Below are 16,701 nucleotides of genomic sequence, written 5' to 3'. Positions count from 1 at the left end.
CCACTTATTCCAGACCTCAGCAGAAATGCTGGGGTCTTTTTGTATTTACGATATTATTTTTGGTCTGCGACCAACGAGTCCCGCTCGTGTGCGAGTCCAATTGCGTGCAAGCCCAGCCACTCCGTCACTTATTTAGAAACCCAGTCTCCGGACTGGGTTTTTTCGTTTTTGAGCATAATAATTTTCCTTTCAGGGAATGAGTCCCGGTTGCCCGCAACCCCGAACTAGGCGTCCCCGCCGACTAGCCACTTATTACAGACCTCAGCAGAAATGCTGAGGTCTTTTCGTATTTGTGATTGCTCTATGGCCAATGAGTCCCGCTCGTGTACGAGTCCAAGCCGCTCCGCCTCTTATTTAGAACCCCCGCTTTTCGTCTTTTCTAGAGAATAATGAGTTCCCTTTTAGGGAGTAGATCTCCAAAGAGTTTTCTCTTAGTCAATCGTTTCTTCAGGCGTTCCCGATTCAATTTCTCTTACTCAGGAGAATACTAAGAGACGATGTTTTGTTGTTAATTTTCTGATAAAGCTTAGCTGGTATGTAATCGGTGCAAACTTATCTGTTCATTTAGAACGTCTTATCTTTATCTAGTAAAGATTTTTATGTTTGAATAGATGAACTCTATAGCTCTCGCCTAGTCGTCTTCACTTATTTCTGCTGAGTTGGCTTTAGCCTGAAGACTCCTATCTTCCGTAATTCATTCTCAGCTCAGTCTCCGAGTTGTTTTTATTATATGGAGAGGAGGTACTTCTTCTTTTCAATTTGGTAAGTTACTAGCGACTCTGCTCTTAGTGTTACATTGGTCTATGTGCATGAGTATGGATTAAGAAGCGCTGCGTGTAGTTACTAAAGGTAGGTTGTTTTTTGCAGACACTCTAGACTTTAGGCACAAAAAAGGCAGCCAAATGGCTGCCTAGTTTTGATAATTATAAAAGTACTTATTCTTGAGAAGCTTTTGCTTCTTGTGGTTTAACTGATCCTTCTGCTTCCATTTCTTTCTCTGCTTGTTTTGCCTTCTCAATCATTGGTGTAATAGTTGAGCCTTGAATAAGGATTGAGAACACTACCACAGAGTAAGTCATGACCATGATGATCTCTTTTACATCAATCAGTTTCTCTGGAATAACCAAGATACCGGAAGGGATTGATAGTGCCATTGCTAATGCAAGACCACCACGCAGACCACCCCAAGTAAGGATCTTCACTGACCATGGGTTGTACTTTCTGTAGCGCTTAAAGCCAATATAAGAGATGAATACACTGAGATAGCGAGCAGTTAGCACCAGTGGTACTGAAATAGCCATCATAATCCAGTCTTCTTTGTGGAATTCGAACAGTAGCATCGACATACCGATCAGTAGGAACAAGACGCCATTTAGGAATTCATCAACTAGCTCCCAGAAGTGGTCTAGATGATCTTCACTCTCTTTGGAGAAGCCAATAAAGCGCGTCCAGTTACCAATCATGATGCCCGACACCACCATTGCTAGCGGTCCCGATACGTGAAGATATTCTGCAAATGCGTAACCAGCCGTAGGAACACCAATAGTAAGCAGTAGTTCCATTGAGTGGTCATCAGTTGCGCTGATTAGGTAGTGGAAAATCAAACCCAATACGAAGCCGTAAACAATGCCTCCGATAGCTTCTTGAATAAACAGATGTGTAACGCTGCCTACTGTTGGTGCTTCGGTACCGAACGCGATGGTGAAGAGTGTCACGAAGATCACGAGGCCAAATCCGTCGTTAAACAGAGATTCACCTTCTATCTGTGTCGAGATACGTCTTGGGGCATTAAGCTTTTTGACAATGGCGAGAACTGCAATCGGGTCGGTAGGAGAGATAAGCGCACCGAAGAGTAAGCAGTAAACAAGATCGAATTGAATACCGATAACTTGGCAGAAGCCGTAAAGCACAAAACCAATGAAGAAGGTTGAGAAGAGGGTTGCGCCTAAAGCGAGTACAGTGATTTCCCACTTTTGGTCTTTGAGGTTAGGAAGCTTGATCCCCAAGCCACCGGCAAAAAGTAGGAATCCAAGGATGCCTTTGAGAAGAAAGTCTTCAAAATTAATGCTGGTCACAGTTTCGGTTGCTATCTCGGTGAGATGAAACCAATCATTTTGGCCTGCGATTAGAATGAGGAGTGAAAGAATCATCGAACCGGCAGTGATTGCGATGGTGGTTTGCATCTTTCCTATCTTACTGTTTACAAAGGCAATAACCATTGCGGCTGCAGATAGAAAACATAAAGTATGATAGACCGACATAGAGCTCTCTATTTGTAACATTTTATGAATGGAATTCTCGGACGATGTTGACTAAATAGCAAACATTTTTTCGAGATTATTTTGTCACTCGACGGAGGCAAAATAATCAGTAATTCGCATTTTAGACGTCTAGACTCCTTTAATTTGTGTGATAGGATGGAGAGATAACTAAAGGAATGAGGCTGTACTGTGGGAAGTAATGTAAGACAACAGATTGAAGCTCAATTAAAGCAACGTATCTTGCTGATCGATGGTGGTATGGGCACCATGATTCAGGGATACAAACTTGAAGAGCAAGACTATCGAGGAGAGCGCTTTGCGGATTGGCATTGTGATCTAAAAGGCAACAACGATTTATTGGTGCTCACTCAGCCTCAATTGATTAAGGAAATTCACAGCGCTTACTTAGAAGCTGGCGCTGATATTCTTGAGACCAACACCTTTAACGCGACGACGATCGCGATGGCTGACTATGAGATGGAAAGCCTGAGTGAGGAAATCAACTATGCCGCTGCAAAGCTTGCGCGTGAAGCCGCTGATGAGTGGACTGCAAAAACGCCAGAGCGTCCACGTTATGTCGCGGGTGTGCTTGGTCCAACAAACCGTACTTGTTCTATCTCCCCTGATGTAAACGATCCGGGCTATCGTAACGTCAGCTTCGATGAACTTGTTGAAGCTTATTCAGAATCCACTCGAGCGCTGATAAAAGGTGGTTCTGATCTTATTCTGATCGAGACCATCTTCGATACGCTTAACGCTAAAGCTTGTGCCTTCGCGGTTGATAGTGTTTTCGAAGAACTAGGTATCGAGTTACCAGTGATGATCTCCGGTACCATTACCGATGCTTCTGGACGTACGCTTTCTGGTCAAACAACGGAAGCCTTCTATAACTCTCTTCGTCATGTTAATCCGATTTCATTTGGTTTGAATTGTGCGCTAGGTCCTGACGAACTACGCCCATACGTAGAAGAGCTTTCTCGTATTTCTGAATCTTTTGTTTCTACTCACCCAAATGCGGGTCTACCGAATGCGTTTGGTGAGTATGACCTTTCACCTGAAGATATGGCGGAACACGTTAAAGAGTGGGCGGAGAGTGGTTTCCTCAACCTAATTGGTGGTTGTTGTGGTACCACGCCAGAGCATATTCGCCATATGGCAATGGCAGTTGAAGGCGTGAAACCTCGTGATCTGCCTGAGCTTACGGTTGCGTGTCGTTTATCCGGTCTTGAGCCTCTTACGATTGAAAAAGAGACGTTGTTTATCAACGTGGGTGAGCGCACTAACGTAACTGGTTCTGCTCGATTTAAGCGTCTGATCAAAGAAGAGCTCTACGATGAAGCGCTAGAGGTCGCCCGTCAGCAAGTTGAGAACGGCGCTCAGATCATCGACATCAACATGGATGAAGGCATGTTGGATGCAGAAGCCTGTATGGTTCGCTTCCTCAACCTATGTGCCTCTGAGCCAGAGATCTCCAAAGTGCCTATCATGGTCGACTCTTCTAAATGGGAGGTTATTGAGGCGGGCCTGAAGTGTATTCAAGGCAAGGGCATCGTAAACTCCATCTCTTTGAAAGAAGGTAAAGAGAAGTTTGTTGAGCAAGCAAAACTGATTCGTCGCTATGGTGCTGCAGTTATCGTTATGGCGTTCGACGAAGTTGGTCAGGCAGAAACACGTGAACGTAAGCTCGAAATCTGTACCAACGCTTACCGTATCTTGGTTGATGAAGTCGGCTTCCCACCAGAAGACATCATCTTTGACCCGAACATCTTTGCAGTTGCGACGGGTATCGAAGAGCACAACAACTACGCTGTGGATTTCATCGAAGCGGTTGCAGACATTAAGCGCGACTTGCCTCACGCGATGATCTCCGGTGGTGTCTCGAACGTTTCCTTCTCATTCCGCGGCAATAACTACGTTCGTGAAGCTATTCACGCGGTGTTTCTATACCACTGTTTTAAAAATGGTATGGACATGGGCATCGTGAACGCGGGTCAGTTAGAAATTTACGATAACGTTCCTGATAAGCTGTGTGAGGCGGTAGAAGACGTGGTTCTTAACCGCCGTGATGATTCGACCGAGCGACTACTTGATATCGCGGCAGAATACGCCGGAAAGGGTGTCGGCAAAGAAGAAGATGCTTCTGCACTAGAGTGGCGTACTTGGACGGTAGAAAAACGTCTAGAGCATGCGCTGGTTAAAGGCATTACGGAGTTCATTGTCGAAGATACCGAAGAAGCTCGCCTCAATGCCTCTAAGCCACTTGAAGTAATTGAAGGTCCATTGATGGACGGCATGAACGTGGTGGGTGACTTATTTGGTGAAGGTAAGATGTTCCTTCCTCAGGTAGTGAAATCTGCGCGTGTTATGAAGCAGGCCGTAGCGCACTTAGAGCCTTTCATTAATAAAGAGAAGCAAGCGGGGTCTTCCAACGGTAAGATCTTACTGGCTACGGTAAAAGGTGACGTGCACGATATCGGTAAGAACATTGTTGGCGTGGTTCTGCAATGTAACAACTACGAGATCATCGATCTTGGCGTCATGGTCCCATGTGAGAAGATCCTCAAGGTAGCCAAAGAAGAAAACGTCGACATTATTGGTCTTTCTGGTTTGATCACTCCGTCCCTCGATGAAATGGTGCATGTAGCGAAAGAAATGGAGCGTCTTGATTTCGATCTTCCACTTCTGATTGGTGGTGCAACAACATCCAAAGCGCATACGGCAGTTAAGATTGAGCAGAACTACAAACATCCTGTGGTTTACGTCAATAACGCTTCTCGTGCGGTCGGTGTATGTACTTCATTACTTTCAGACGAACTTCGTCCTGGCTTTGTTGAAAAACTGGATGCGGACTATGAACGCGTGCGTGATCAGCATAACCGTAAGAAGCCGCGCACTAAGCCTGTTACTTTAGAAGAAGCACGAGCGAACAAAGTCGCGATTGATTGGGATAAGTACACACCCCCTGCTCCTGCGAAGCCGGGTATCCATATTTTTGATGACTTTGAAGTGTCTACTTTGCGTAAGTACATCGACTGGACGCCTTTCTTTATGACTTGGTCGTTAGTTGGCAAGTATCCAACAATCTTTGATCATGAAGAAGTGGGTGAAGAGGCTCAACGCCTGTACAAAGATGCTAACGAGTTATTGGATCGTGTTGAACGTGAGGGCTTACTCAAAGCGCGCGGTATGTGTGGTCTGTTCCCTGCAGCAAGCGTGGGTGATGATATCGAAGTCTACACCGACGAATCGCGTACAGAAGTGGCGAAAGTGCTTCATAACTTGCGCCAACAAACAGAGAAACCAAAAGGCTTCAACTACTGTCTGTCTGATTATATTGCCCCGAAAGAGTCTGGTAAGCTCGATTGGGTTGGTGCTTTTGCTGTAACCGGCGGTATCGGTGAACGCGAACTTGCTGACGAATACAAAGCGCAAGGTGATGATTACAATGCCATCATGATTCAAGCGGTAGCGGACCGTCTGGCGGAGGCATTTGCTGAGTATCTACATGAGCGTGTGCGCAAAGAGATTTGGGGTTACGCTGCGGATGAAGATCTGTCGAATGAAGAACTGATTCGTGAGAAATACCAGGGTATTCGACCTGCTCCAGGCTATCCTGCGTGCCCAGAGCATACTGAAAAAGGACCGCTTTGGGAGCTTATGAATGTTGAAGAAAACATTGGCATGTCACTGACATCGAGTTATGCGATGTACCCAGGTGCATCTGTATCGGGTTGGTACTTCTCGCATCCTGACTCTCGTTACTTTGCGATCGCTCAGATCCAAGAGGATCAGTTACAAAGCTATGCTGATCGTAAAGGCTGGGATAGGATCGAAGCGGAGAAATGGTTAGGTCCGAACATTAACGGTTAACCAAACCATATAGAAACTAAAAGGGCTGCTATGTGCAGCCCTTGTTTATTAGTACATGAAAGCAGCCTTATTGCTCGAACAATTCAGTATGCAGTTTTTGGATCGCTTGGCGAGATACGGACTCGTGAACAAGGAAGCACAGGTTATGTGGACTTGCTCCGTAACAGATCATACGTAGGTTGAAGTCTTCTAGCGTGCCAAATACTTGCTTCGCGTAGCCTTTGCTTTCACTCATGTTGTTACCAATCAGAGCGACGAGACATAGGTCGTGTTCTACTTCTACTTTACATAGCTCTTCAAGCTCTTCACGCGCGGCTTGTGGTAACTGAGGAGCACCGCCAGACGTGTCTGTTTGGTCAAGAGTGAGTGACACACTGATTTCAGATGTGGTGATCAGATCCACAGAGATTTTGTGCTTCGCTAGGATCTCAAATACTTTCGCTAAGAAGCCGTATGCGTGGAACATGTTAGCACTGCGTAATGTCACCATGGTTTGGTTGCAGCGCAGAGCAAGTGCTCGGAATAAAGGTGAGCTCTCTACTTGGTGGCGAATCCATGTACCGCCTTTTTCTGGCTCTTTAGATGACCCAACAAATACCGGAATATCGTGACGAAGTGCAGGAACTAGCGTTGAAGGGTGCAGGATTTTTGCGCCGAAGTTTGCCATCTCTGATGCTTCGCTAAAGCTGATCTCTGGGATTGGCGCTGCTTTTGAGGCGATGCGTGGGTCTGTAGTGTAGATGCCCGGAACGTCAGTCCAAATCTCTAGACCTGCAGCTTTCACGCCTTCTGCAATGAGTGCTGCACTGTAGTCACTGCCGCCACGGCCAAGCGTGGTGGTATTACCTTCTTCATCTGAGCCAATAAAACCTTGGGTGATAACCACATATTCTTGGCAAAGGGGTACCAATTTTTCTTGTGCTAGCTGTGAAATGGTCTCGACATTAGGTTCAGCTCGACCAAAGTTTCCATCGGTTTTTAGCACGTCGCGAATATCAAAACGAACTGCATTCACACCACGCTCACGCATTAGTTGTGCAAGGATATGAGTCGACATTAATTCACCACAAGCGACTAAATGATCGGTCAGTTTCGTGCTTGCTTGAATTGAAGCAGCCTCTGCCAAACTGGTGACGGTATCAAGAATCGAATAAACCTCTGCCGCAGCTTCGGTTGCGTCCTCAAGTTGCGACAGAATCGATTCGTGGATGCCTGCTAGTTTCTGAAGTACTTCCGCACGATGTTCTTGGTCTTGAACACCATTTGCTAATTCAACTAAGAGGTTAGTGACACCTGAGCAAGCGCTGCTAACCACAAGGCGAGTATTTGGGTTGTTTTCTATGATAGTGGAGCAACGACTCATTGCCTCAAAGTTGGCAACACTGGTTCCACCGAATTTTGCTACGTTAAATGCGCTCACTGCGTTCTCCCACGACTTCCTGAAAAAATAACAACAATTAATTGGTTGCCCAATACATCCAATGTTTGGTGAGGAAAGGAACAGAGCAAATAGAGAGGTAGTTAGAATGTAATTTGAAAATTTACCCTCAGAAGCTCTTCATCATACGGCGCTGATGACAGTTGATGGGACTCAACCCAAGTCAACCGACAAGTCAAATCCTGCAACTTTGACTTACCTCGGCACTACTCCCCCTGAGTGATTGGTATTGGAATTGCGGCTCCACAAATCACCTACCTGGGTAGTGCTCCTCTTCTGCATAAAGCTTAAACATTGAACGGTTTTGCTGTTACATTGTCAACCAATATCTCAACCATTATGAAAGTTTTTATTAACGAATTTGTGACAGTGGTTTGACCTCTATACTTAGGGCTAATTGCCGATAGAGGAAAAATCTATTAGGGTGAAAACTTCGATACCTGAGCCAACCTTTTGAATAGAACTTTTATAACGCTCAGGATGAATGACTGCAATCAAGGAGCTGACATGTCGATCCAAAGCTTTATTCCCCCACATCGTATTTTAATGGGACCTGGTCCATCTGATATTTCACCTCAGGTTTTACAAGCGCTTAGCCGTCCAACGGTTGGTCACCTAGACCCACTTTTCATTGCTATGATGGATGAACTAAAACAACTGCTTAAATACGCTTTCCAAACGGAAAATGAATTTACTATCGCAGTTTCTGCGCCGGGCAGTGCGGGCATGGAAACGTGCTTCGTTAACCTGATTGAAAAGGGCGACAAAGTTATCGTCTGCCGTAATGGTGTCTTCGGTGAGCGTATGCGTGAAAACGTGGTTCGTGCTGGTGGTGAAGCGGTTGTCGTCGATGATGAGTGGGGAACCCCTGTATCGGTCGATAAAGTTGAAGAAGCATTAAAGCAGCACCCTGATGCGAAGATTCTTGCTTTTGTTCATGCTGAAACATCGACGGGCGCGGTAAGTGATGCTCAAGCTCTGGGTCTACTCGCGAAGCAATACGGTTTGTTATCGATTGTCGATGCTGTGACCTCGCTTGGTGGTGTGCCCCTTAAAGTTGACGAGTGGCAGTTAGATGCGGTGTATTCCGGTAGCCAAAAATGTCTCTCGTGTGTTCCAGGTTTATCGCCAGTCACGCTTTCTTCAGCTGCTATTGAGAAGATTCAATCTAGGACGACACCGGTTCAAAGCTGGTTCTTGGATCAAAGCTTAGTATTAGGTTACTGGAGCGGAGAAGGCAAGCGCAGCTATCACCACACGGCGCCAGTGAACAGCTTGTATGCTCTGCATGAAGCTCTACTTATCCTTAAAAATGAAGGTTTAGAAAATGCATGGGCGCGTCACCAGTTAATGCACGAGAAGCTTAAAGCAGGTCTGCAAAAACTAGGCTTTGAATTTGTGGTAGAAGAGGAGTATCGACTACCGCAATTGAATGCGATTTATGTCCCTGAAGGAATTGATGAAGCAGAAGTGCGTAATCACTTACTTGAAACCTACAACCTAGAGATTGGTGCAGGTCTTGGTGCGCTGGCTGGTAAAGCATGGCGAATTGGATTGATGGGCTATGGTGCTCGACCTGAAAATGTTGCTTTGTGTTTGCGAGCTCTAGAAGAGTCTTTGACTGAATAAACTGCCTCGATAATGAGATAAAGAAAAGCGAAGGTTATTCCTTCGCTTTTTTGTATTTATTGCTTAGCACCTGACGTCGGTGGTAGTGAAGCAGATATGGCTTGAGCAGGTGGCTGATAGTTGACGCCACTGAAATCAATTTTAGGGAACAAGAACTGTGCCTCTGCACGAATTTGTTCTGCCTTGCTTGAGTCATCCAACCCTTGATATGCCAGTATCAAGTTGTTGTAAAACGCTGGGCGTGGCTTGTCTTTAATGATTTCCAAAGACCAATCAATGTAAGGCTGAATCAAGGTTGGATCTTGTTTATATAAGCCGATGTTTAAGAAAGTACTGTATACATCCCAATCGAAACGATCTTTCCAAACCACAGGATTTGTCACCTGATTCAAGATGTCCGGGTTGGTTGGGCGCGTAGTTTCAAACTTGGTTAAGACATAGTTGGTGTGTAATGCGCTAACCATGTAAAAAGTAAACACTGCTGGAATGACTAGACTACATACTCGCAGTAAGCTTTTGGTCACTTTGCTAAACGGTGCTTGGCGGTAACGAGAAACACGTTGGTCGACCCAATAAAGCAGAATCACAAAGATCAGCCAATGCACCAATGAATGATAGAAGGGGTATTCTAATTGTGAGTGAAGCACGATTGGAATAAACAGAGCCAGCAGTGCTAAACGAGTACCGCGTTTAGCTTGGTAGATGCGATACAACACCAGTGCCATTGCCAAAAAGATCCCCAGAATTGGTAATAGTCCGCCTTCTACTGCCCAATACAACAACTCATTGTGTGGGTGGTCCATCGATGGCAAGCCCGCAGGGTAGCTTTCATTAAGTGCATGCTGGCGTGCTGTGTATAGCATGTATTCTGACTCAAACTTGCCGTAACCATAACCAGTGAATGGTTTCTCAATCACCATATCCAAGGTTTGTGGGAAGGTGTAAGCACGTGGTGACTCCATGTTCACTTTTTCGCTGGCTAGGCCACTTCCATCTGGAAAGGCAATATTTATTACCACAACCGACAGAGCTAGACCTGCTGCCATAGCTATTACCCAACGAACAAAGCGCGCACGTGTTGCAAAACGATACATGTATGGAATCACTAGCAAAATGGCAATGATGGATGCTAGCCAACCAGTGCGAGAGGCAAGTGCAACAATCAAAGGCAGTGTCAGTACAGGTACGGCGTACAACAGGTAAACATCGCTGAGCTTACTAGAGTATTTGTAAGGTTGTCGGGCAAGTAGATAGCTAGCAATCACTAAACCAGTCGCAAGGAAGCTTGCCATGACATTGGGTTGCTGGAAGATGCCATAAGGGCGGTTAGCTACCGTGTCGTATCCAAATACGTTTCCTGGTTTAAGATAAAGATATTGCGTTAAGCCGAAAATCGCTTCGATAACAACAGCAAGGACAATAAACCACAACAAGCGTTGGCGATGCTTATTACTGAAATGGAATTGTTGCAGTACGACGAAGAACAACATACCGCACCACAGGCCAATCAGCTTATTTGCTGCGAGCATACTATCCGCGTTGGGATAGAAAATGGGCAGCGTCATGATGATACAACTGATCAACAGACCGATTGTTAATTTGGAATAACGTAACACACGGTTGGTCGCAAGTTGGTAGCAGCCAATACCGAGTACAAAGCTGAACGCAATCCATGTGGTCGCATTGAAAGACAGAGCTAGTCCAGAGCCACCCGGATTTGGCATGAAGAAATGCATCGCGAGCAGAAATAGTGCTGCTAACGCGATGAGAAACTTGCGGTTAAGAGGAACTTGCACTTTACCTGGGGAAAGCTTGGTTCCACTGACGTGTATAGTTGCCATAGTTATTGTGTTGTTTTGAATGAAAAAAGACCAGCGATGGCTGGTCTTTGTACTTTACCTGTTTTTTCTACTTCAACATAGGCTTAAGGAAGCGAGCTGTGTGTGAACCTTCGATCTGAGACACATCTTCAGGCGTTCCTTGTGCGATGATCTCACCGCCGCCTTGCCCACCTTCAGGACCTAAGTCGATAATCCAGTCTGCCGTCTTAATCACATCGAGGTTGTGCTCAATGACGACAACGGTATTTCCGTGGTCGCGCAGACGGTGCAGTACAGTGAGTAGCTGTTGGATATCGTGGAAGTGCAGACCTGTTGTCGGTTCATCCAAAATGTATAAGGTTTTGCCTGTATCACGCTTAGACAGCTCTCTAGCAAGCTTCACACGCTGAGCTTCACCGCCTGACAGCGTAGTTGCTGCTTGACCTAAGCGAATGTAAGACAGGCCTACATCCATCAGAGTTTGCAGCTTACGAGCAATCGCAGGTACTGGATCGAAGAAAGTACGTGCATCTTCTACCGTCATTTCCAATACTTCATCAATGGTCTTGCCTTTGTAACGTACTTCAAGTGTTTCGCGGTTGTAGCGTTTACCTTTACACACATCACAAGGAACGTAAACGTCAGGTAAGAAGTGCATTTCCACCTTGATTACACCATCACCCTGACACGCTTCACAGCGACCTCCGCGTACGTTAAAGCTAAAGCGCCCCGGTTTGTAACCGCGAGAGCGCGACTCTTGCGTGCCAGCAAACAGTTCACGAATCGGAGTAAAGATTCCCGTGTAAGTGGCTGGGTTTGAGCGTGGCGTACGACCGATAGGGCTTTGGTCAATGTCGATAACTTTATCGAAGTGCTCTAAACCTTTGATCGCTTTATATGGTGAAGGTTGCGCCGTTGTTGCGCCGTTCAACTGGGTATGAGCAATCTTAAAGAAGGTATCGTTGATCAGAGTCGACTTACCTGAGCCGGATACACCGGTAATACAACTGAACAAGCCAACAGGAACGGAAAGGTCGACATTCTTTAAGTTGTTACCTGTCGCGCCAACTAATTCAACGGTTTTCTTTGGATCGCGTGGTGTACGCTCTTTTGGTACCGCAATCTCTTTCGCGCCACTGAGGTACTGACCAGTCAATGAGTTCGGATTGGCAATGATCTCGTCCATCGTACCTTCGGCGACCACGTTACCACCGTGTACACCGGCACCTGGACCGATATCGATCACGTGATCAGCACAACGAATCGCATCTTCATCGTGCTCAACCACTAATACCGTGTTACCTAAATCTCTTAGGTGAGTCAGAGTTTTCAATAGACGTTCGTTATCACGCTGGTGGAGACCAATTGATGGCTCATCCAGTACGTACATAACACCTACTAGACCCGCACCAATTTGGCTCGCTAAACGAATACGTTGAGCTTCACCGCCTGATAAGGTTTCCGCGCTGCGTGATAAGTTGAGGTAGTTCAAACCAACGTTAACTAAGAATTGCAGGCGGTCGTTGATTTCCTTCATCACTTTTTCAGCTATTTGGGCGCGTTGGCCTTCGAGCTTCAAAGAGTGGAAGAATTCTAAAGCGTCGGCGATGCTGAGTTCAACAATCTCCGGTAGTGTCGTATCGGCGATAAAGACGTTACGAGCTTCAAGGCGCAGACGAGTACCGCCACAGCTTGAACAAGACTTGGTAGAGATGTATTTCGCGAGCTCTTCACGTACCGAGTTAGATTCAGTGTCGCGGTAACGGCGTTCAAGTGTATTCAGGATCCCTTCAAAAGGATGGCGCTTAACGCGAATGTCACCACGATCGTTAATGTACTTGAACTCTACTTCAGTACGCCCCGATCCTTTAAGAATAATGTCTTGGGTTTTCTTTGGTAGAGCGTTAAATGGTGCGTGAAGATCGAAGCCGTAATGATCTGCCAGCGCAGTCAGCATCTGGAAATAATAGTAGTTCTTTTGATCCCAACCTCGAATTGCACCTTGTGCCAAACTCAGAGTTTCATCTTGAATAACTCGGCTTGGATCAAAATATTGCTGCACGCCCAAACCATCACAAGTGCCACACGCACCTGCTGGGTTGTTGAATGAGAACAAACGAGGCTCAAGTTCTTGCATGCTGTAGCCACAAATAGGGCAAGCAAAGTTAGCTGAGAAGATCACCTCTTCGCCATCGCCGTCCATTGGAGCAACAACAGCGATACCTCCAGATAGCTCTAGTATGGTTTCGAATGATTCAGCCAAACGTTGCTGCAAATCCGGGCGGACTTTAAAGCGGTCCACAACCACTTCAATAGTGTGTTTCTTGTGCAGTTCTAACGGCGGTGGATCAGAAAGATCGCAAGTTTCACCATCGATGCGTGCGCGGATGAAACCTTGAGCAGCAAGGTTCTCTAAAGTCTTAACGTGCTCACCTTTACGCTCTTTCACGATAGGAGCAAGTAGCATCATTTTGCTGCCTTCTGGCAACTCTAAGACTTTATCGACCATCTGGCTGATGGTTTGAGCGGCTAGAGGCGTATGGTGCGTCGGACAACGAGGCTCACCAACGCGAGCATAAAGTAGACGCAGGTAATCGTATACCTCGGTAATGGTACCGACGGTAGAACGTGGGTTGTGTGATGTTGATTTCTGCTCAATCGAGATCGCAGGAGACAAACCTTCGATGTGGTCAACATCTGGCTTTTCCATAAGAGACAAAAATTGGCGCGCGTAAGCTGATAGTGACTCTACGTAACGTCTTTGTCCTTCAGCGTACAAAGTATCGAATGCGAGAGAGGATTTACCAGAACCACTCAAACCAGTAATGACAATCAGTTTATCGCGGGGGATAGTGAGGTTGATGTCTTTGAGGTTATGGGTGCGGGCACCACGAACTTCTATTTTATCCATCGTTTTTGCTCTATGTATAACCAAGTGACGCAAGTATTACATAGTGTGAGAAATGTGCAAAGAAATTACTGGACAAAAAAACAGTAAAAAAAGCCCAGCATTAAGCTGGACTTTCTCATCAATCAGTTTGAATTGGTTACGCTTCTTTCTTCGTAGCGTGTTTGCCTAGCTCAGACTTCTTTTCATCTTTTAGGTATAGGTTTTCGAAGCAGTAGTTTGTTGCTTCGATGTAGCCTTCTACGCTACCACAGTCGAAACGTTGGCCTTTGAATTTGTATGCCAACACACAGCCTGCTTTTGCTTGCTTAAGTAGTGCGTCAGTGATTTGGATTTCGCCACCTTTACCTGGTTCCGTGTTTTCGATCAGCTCAAAAATATCTGGAGTCAGGATGTAGCGACCAATGATAGCTAGGTTGCTTGGTGCGGTACCTTTCTCTGGCTTCTCAACCATGTCATCTACGCGGTAGATGTCATCTTTGATCATCTCACCTGAGATAACGCCGTATTTGTGGGTTTCTTCTTCTGGTACTTCTTGAACAGCAACGATTGAGCAACGGAACTGTTTGAATAGCGCTACCATTTGAGCCAGTACGCCTTCTTGTTCGTTCACACAAAGGTCATCAGCTAGTACCACAGCAAATGGTTCATCACCTACAAGCTCACGACCAGTTAGGATCGCATGGCCTAGACCTTTCATCTCACGCTGGCGAATGTAGGTAAAGTTTGCAGAGTCAATGATTTCACGGATATCAACCAACAGTTCTTCTTTGTTTGTACCGCTGATTTGGTGTTCCAATTCGTAGTTTTTATCGAAGTGGTCCATGATTGAGTGTTTACCACGGCCAGTAACAATACACATGCCATTCATGCCTGCTTGGATCGCTTCTTCAACACCGTATTCAATCAGTGGTTTGTTCACTACAGGCATCATTTCTTTAGGCATAGACTTGGTCGCAGGGAGGAAGCGCGTACCGTAGCCCGCTGCAGGGAACAGACATTTTTTAATCATTGGGGGAATATCCTTTCTCATTATTTAATCAAGAATCTGGGCATCACTTTAACACGAGAGGTGCATATGAATCATGAATTAAGTAGGAAAAAATATGAGAATCGGAGCCTAAGAAGCATGAGCAATCACCACTTTTACAAAATTTGTGTTGCTCATCATTGTTTTATGACATCAGGTTTTGGTCAGCCCAAGCAATCGCTTGTACACGGTTTTTGACCGAAAGCTTCTTAAAAATCTGATACAAGTGAGACTTGATAGTGAATTCGCTCACGAATAACTCTTCGGCCATTTGATTGTTTGATGCGCCAGCTTGCAGGCAGCGAAGTACTTGCAGTTCACGAATGGTCAAATCGACGGTGGCAGGAGCGGTGTGGGTACTAATGACGTTACGATAATAATGGAGAAGTTGACTGGTGACATTGCGAGGCAGCCAGTTTTGACCATTAATGATTTCCTTTAACCCTTCGCCAATCTGCTCAAAAGAACTCTCTTCATAGAAGATGCCTTTCAATTGACCAAACGCCAATAGCTCATCTGTCGTCAAACGTTTAGGAACGTTGAACACGACTGTTTCGAAATTCTTCCAAATCAGGGGAAGGTTTTTTATCGATAGAACTAACTCTTTGTGCTCACTGAAGTCGATAAGCAAGATTTTATTGCGGTGCTTCGGGTTTGCTTCCATCAGTGCTTGGGTCGAAATGACGGGGATGTCGATATCTGTATACTTCTCCAGAGCTTCGACCTTTTTCCCTGCATCCTCTTCCATGCTGATTAGAAAAAGTTTTCTCGCATAAGCCGATTTTTTCACGCGCCTTAATCTCCTTGAGTAAAGTTTCTTGGGTTCGAAAGCGTGGATACGTTGGCATCAATCATCACTCAGAGCTATAGGAAGGGAGGAGAAATGCGTTGAGATTCAAAGATTCACGAAACGATGTCTGCAAAACGAATCAAAAATGCTACGCCTTGAGCTTGAAGTGAGATTTCGATTCCACAATACGTTGCCTCAGAACACAATGGGGATTAGGCTTTAATCAAAACATCAAAGCGTGTATTCTTATGCGCTAAAATTCTAAATAGATCCAGAGTGAAACGGAGCACATCATGGCCAGCCGTGGAATTAACAAAGTTATTTTGGTGGGGAATCTAGGTAACGACCCTGAAATTCGTTACATGCCTAATGGCGGTGCAGTAGCAAACATCACGATTGCAACTTCTGAGTCATGGCGTGATAAAGCGACTGGCGAACAGCGCGAAAAAACAGAATGGCACCGTGTTGTGCTGTTTGGCAAACTTGCTGAAGTAGCAGGCGAGTACCTACGCAAAGGTTCTCAAGTTTACGTTGAAGGTCAACTTCAAACTCGTAAATGGCAAGACCAAAGTGGCCAAGACCGCTACTCAACAGAAGTGGTTGTTCAAGGCTTCAATGGCGTAATGCAAATGCTTGGTGGCCGTGCTCAAGGTGGCGCACCAATGGGTGGTGGTCAGCCTCAACAGCAGCAACAAGGTGGTTGGGGTCAACCTCAACAACCAGCTCAGCAGCAATACAATGATGCTCCTCAGCAACAGCAACAGGCTCCGCAGCAACCTCAGCAGCAATACAACGAGCCACCAATGGATTTCGACGACGATATTCCGTTCTGAGGATTACCTGAGACTGAGTATTGAATTTAAAAGGCCGCGAATTTCGCGGCTTTTTTATTATCTTCGTGCTTGTATCACTGGCTCAATCATTTCAAATTGTAATTAAAAGACAGTAACTCTCA

The 16,701-nt window shown here is 45.7% G+C and carries 9 protein-coding genes and 1 riboswitch; of the genes, 3 read left to right on the top strand and 6 right to left on the bottom strand.

Annotated features, from left to right (window positions below):
- Positions 1-935: 935 nt before the first annotated feature.
- The gene (locus tag KIV40_RS14325; RefSeq protein ID WP_255985369.1) at positions 936-2,261 is read right to left on the bottom strand and encodes a sodium:proton antiporter; all 1,326 of its coding nucleotides are present in this window, start codon (positions 2,259-2,261) and stop codon (positions 936-938) included.
- A 189-nt stretch (positions 2,262-2,450) separates the two neighbouring features.
- Between KIV40_RS14325 and metH the strand changes: the two genes are divergently transcribed.
- Complete coding sequence (gene metH, locus KIV40_RS14320) at positions 2,451-6,131, top strand: methionine synthase (protein WP_285349839.1); 3,681 nt, start codon at positions 2,451-2,453, stop codon at positions 6,129-6,131.
- Between the two features lie 67 nt (positions 6,132-6,198).
- On the opposite strand, the gene lysC is transcribed toward metH, so the two are convergent.
- Positions 6,199-7,551, bottom strand: a complete 1,353-nt coding sequence (lysC, locus tag KIV40_RS14315) for a lysine-sensitive aspartokinase 3 (RefSeq protein ID WP_029789692.1) — start codon at positions 7,549-7,551, stop codon at positions 6,199-6,201.
- Positions 7,552-7,674: 123 nt separating this feature from the next.
- A riboswitch (Lysine riboswitch) is annotated at positions 7,675-7,853 on the bottom strand.
- A gap of 223 nt (positions 7,854-8,076) precedes the next feature.
- Between lysC and KIV40_RS14310 the strand changes: the two genes are divergently transcribed.
- Positions 8,077-9,198: an alanine--glyoxylate aminotransferase family protein gene (locus KIV40_RS14310; protein WP_285349837.1), complete on the top strand. Its 1,122-nt coding sequence runs from the start codon at positions 8,077-8,079 to the stop codon at positions 9,196-9,198.
- 56 nt (positions 9,199-9,254) lie between these two features.
- Here KIV40_RS14310 and KIV40_RS14305 read toward each other — a convergent pair whose 3' ends face one another.
- From KIV40_RS14305 to KIV40_RS14290, 4 genes are all read right to left on the bottom strand, one after another.
- Positions 9,255-11,039 (bottom strand): PglL family O-oligosaccharyltransferase, encoded by a 1,785-nt coding sequence (locus KIV40_RS14305; protein ID WP_285349836.1) that lies wholly within the window; start codon positions 11,037-11,039, stop codon positions 9,255-9,257.
- Between the two features lie 67 nt (positions 11,040-11,106).
- Positions 11,107-13,929 (bottom strand): excinuclease ABC subunit UvrA, encoded by a 2,823-nt coding sequence (uvrA, locus tag KIV40_RS14300; RefSeq protein ID WP_285349834.1) that lies wholly within the window; start codon positions 13,927-13,929, stop codon positions 11,107-11,109.
- 136 nt (positions 13,930-14,065) lie between these two features.
- Complete coding sequence (gene galU, locus KIV40_RS14295; RefSeq protein WP_005432802.1) at positions 14,066-14,938, bottom strand: UTP--glucose-1-phosphate uridylyltransferase GalU; 873 nt, start codon at positions 14,936-14,938, stop codon at positions 14,066-14,068.
- Positions 14,939-15,101: 163 nt separating this feature from the next.
- Positions 15,102-15,746: a LuxR C-terminal-related transcriptional regulator gene (locus KIV40_RS14290; protein WP_012129010.1), complete on the bottom strand. Its 645-nt coding sequence runs from the start codon at positions 15,744-15,746 to the stop codon at positions 15,102-15,104.
- A 293-nt stretch (positions 15,747-16,039) separates the two neighbouring features.
- On the opposite strand from KIV40_RS14290, the gene KIV40_RS14285 reads away from it, so the two are divergent.
- Complete coding sequence (locus KIV40_RS14285) at positions 16,040-16,579, top strand: single-stranded DNA-binding protein (RefSeq protein ID WP_285349831.1); 540 nt, start codon at positions 16,040-16,042, stop codon at positions 16,577-16,579.
- Positions 16,580-16,701: the final 122 nt, after the last annotated feature.

Source organism: Vibrio sp. D173a (genome assembly GCF_030248475.1).
The sequence above is the reverse complement of the archived record's forward strand: the minus strand, read 5'-3'. Positions and strand labels throughout refer to the sequence as shown.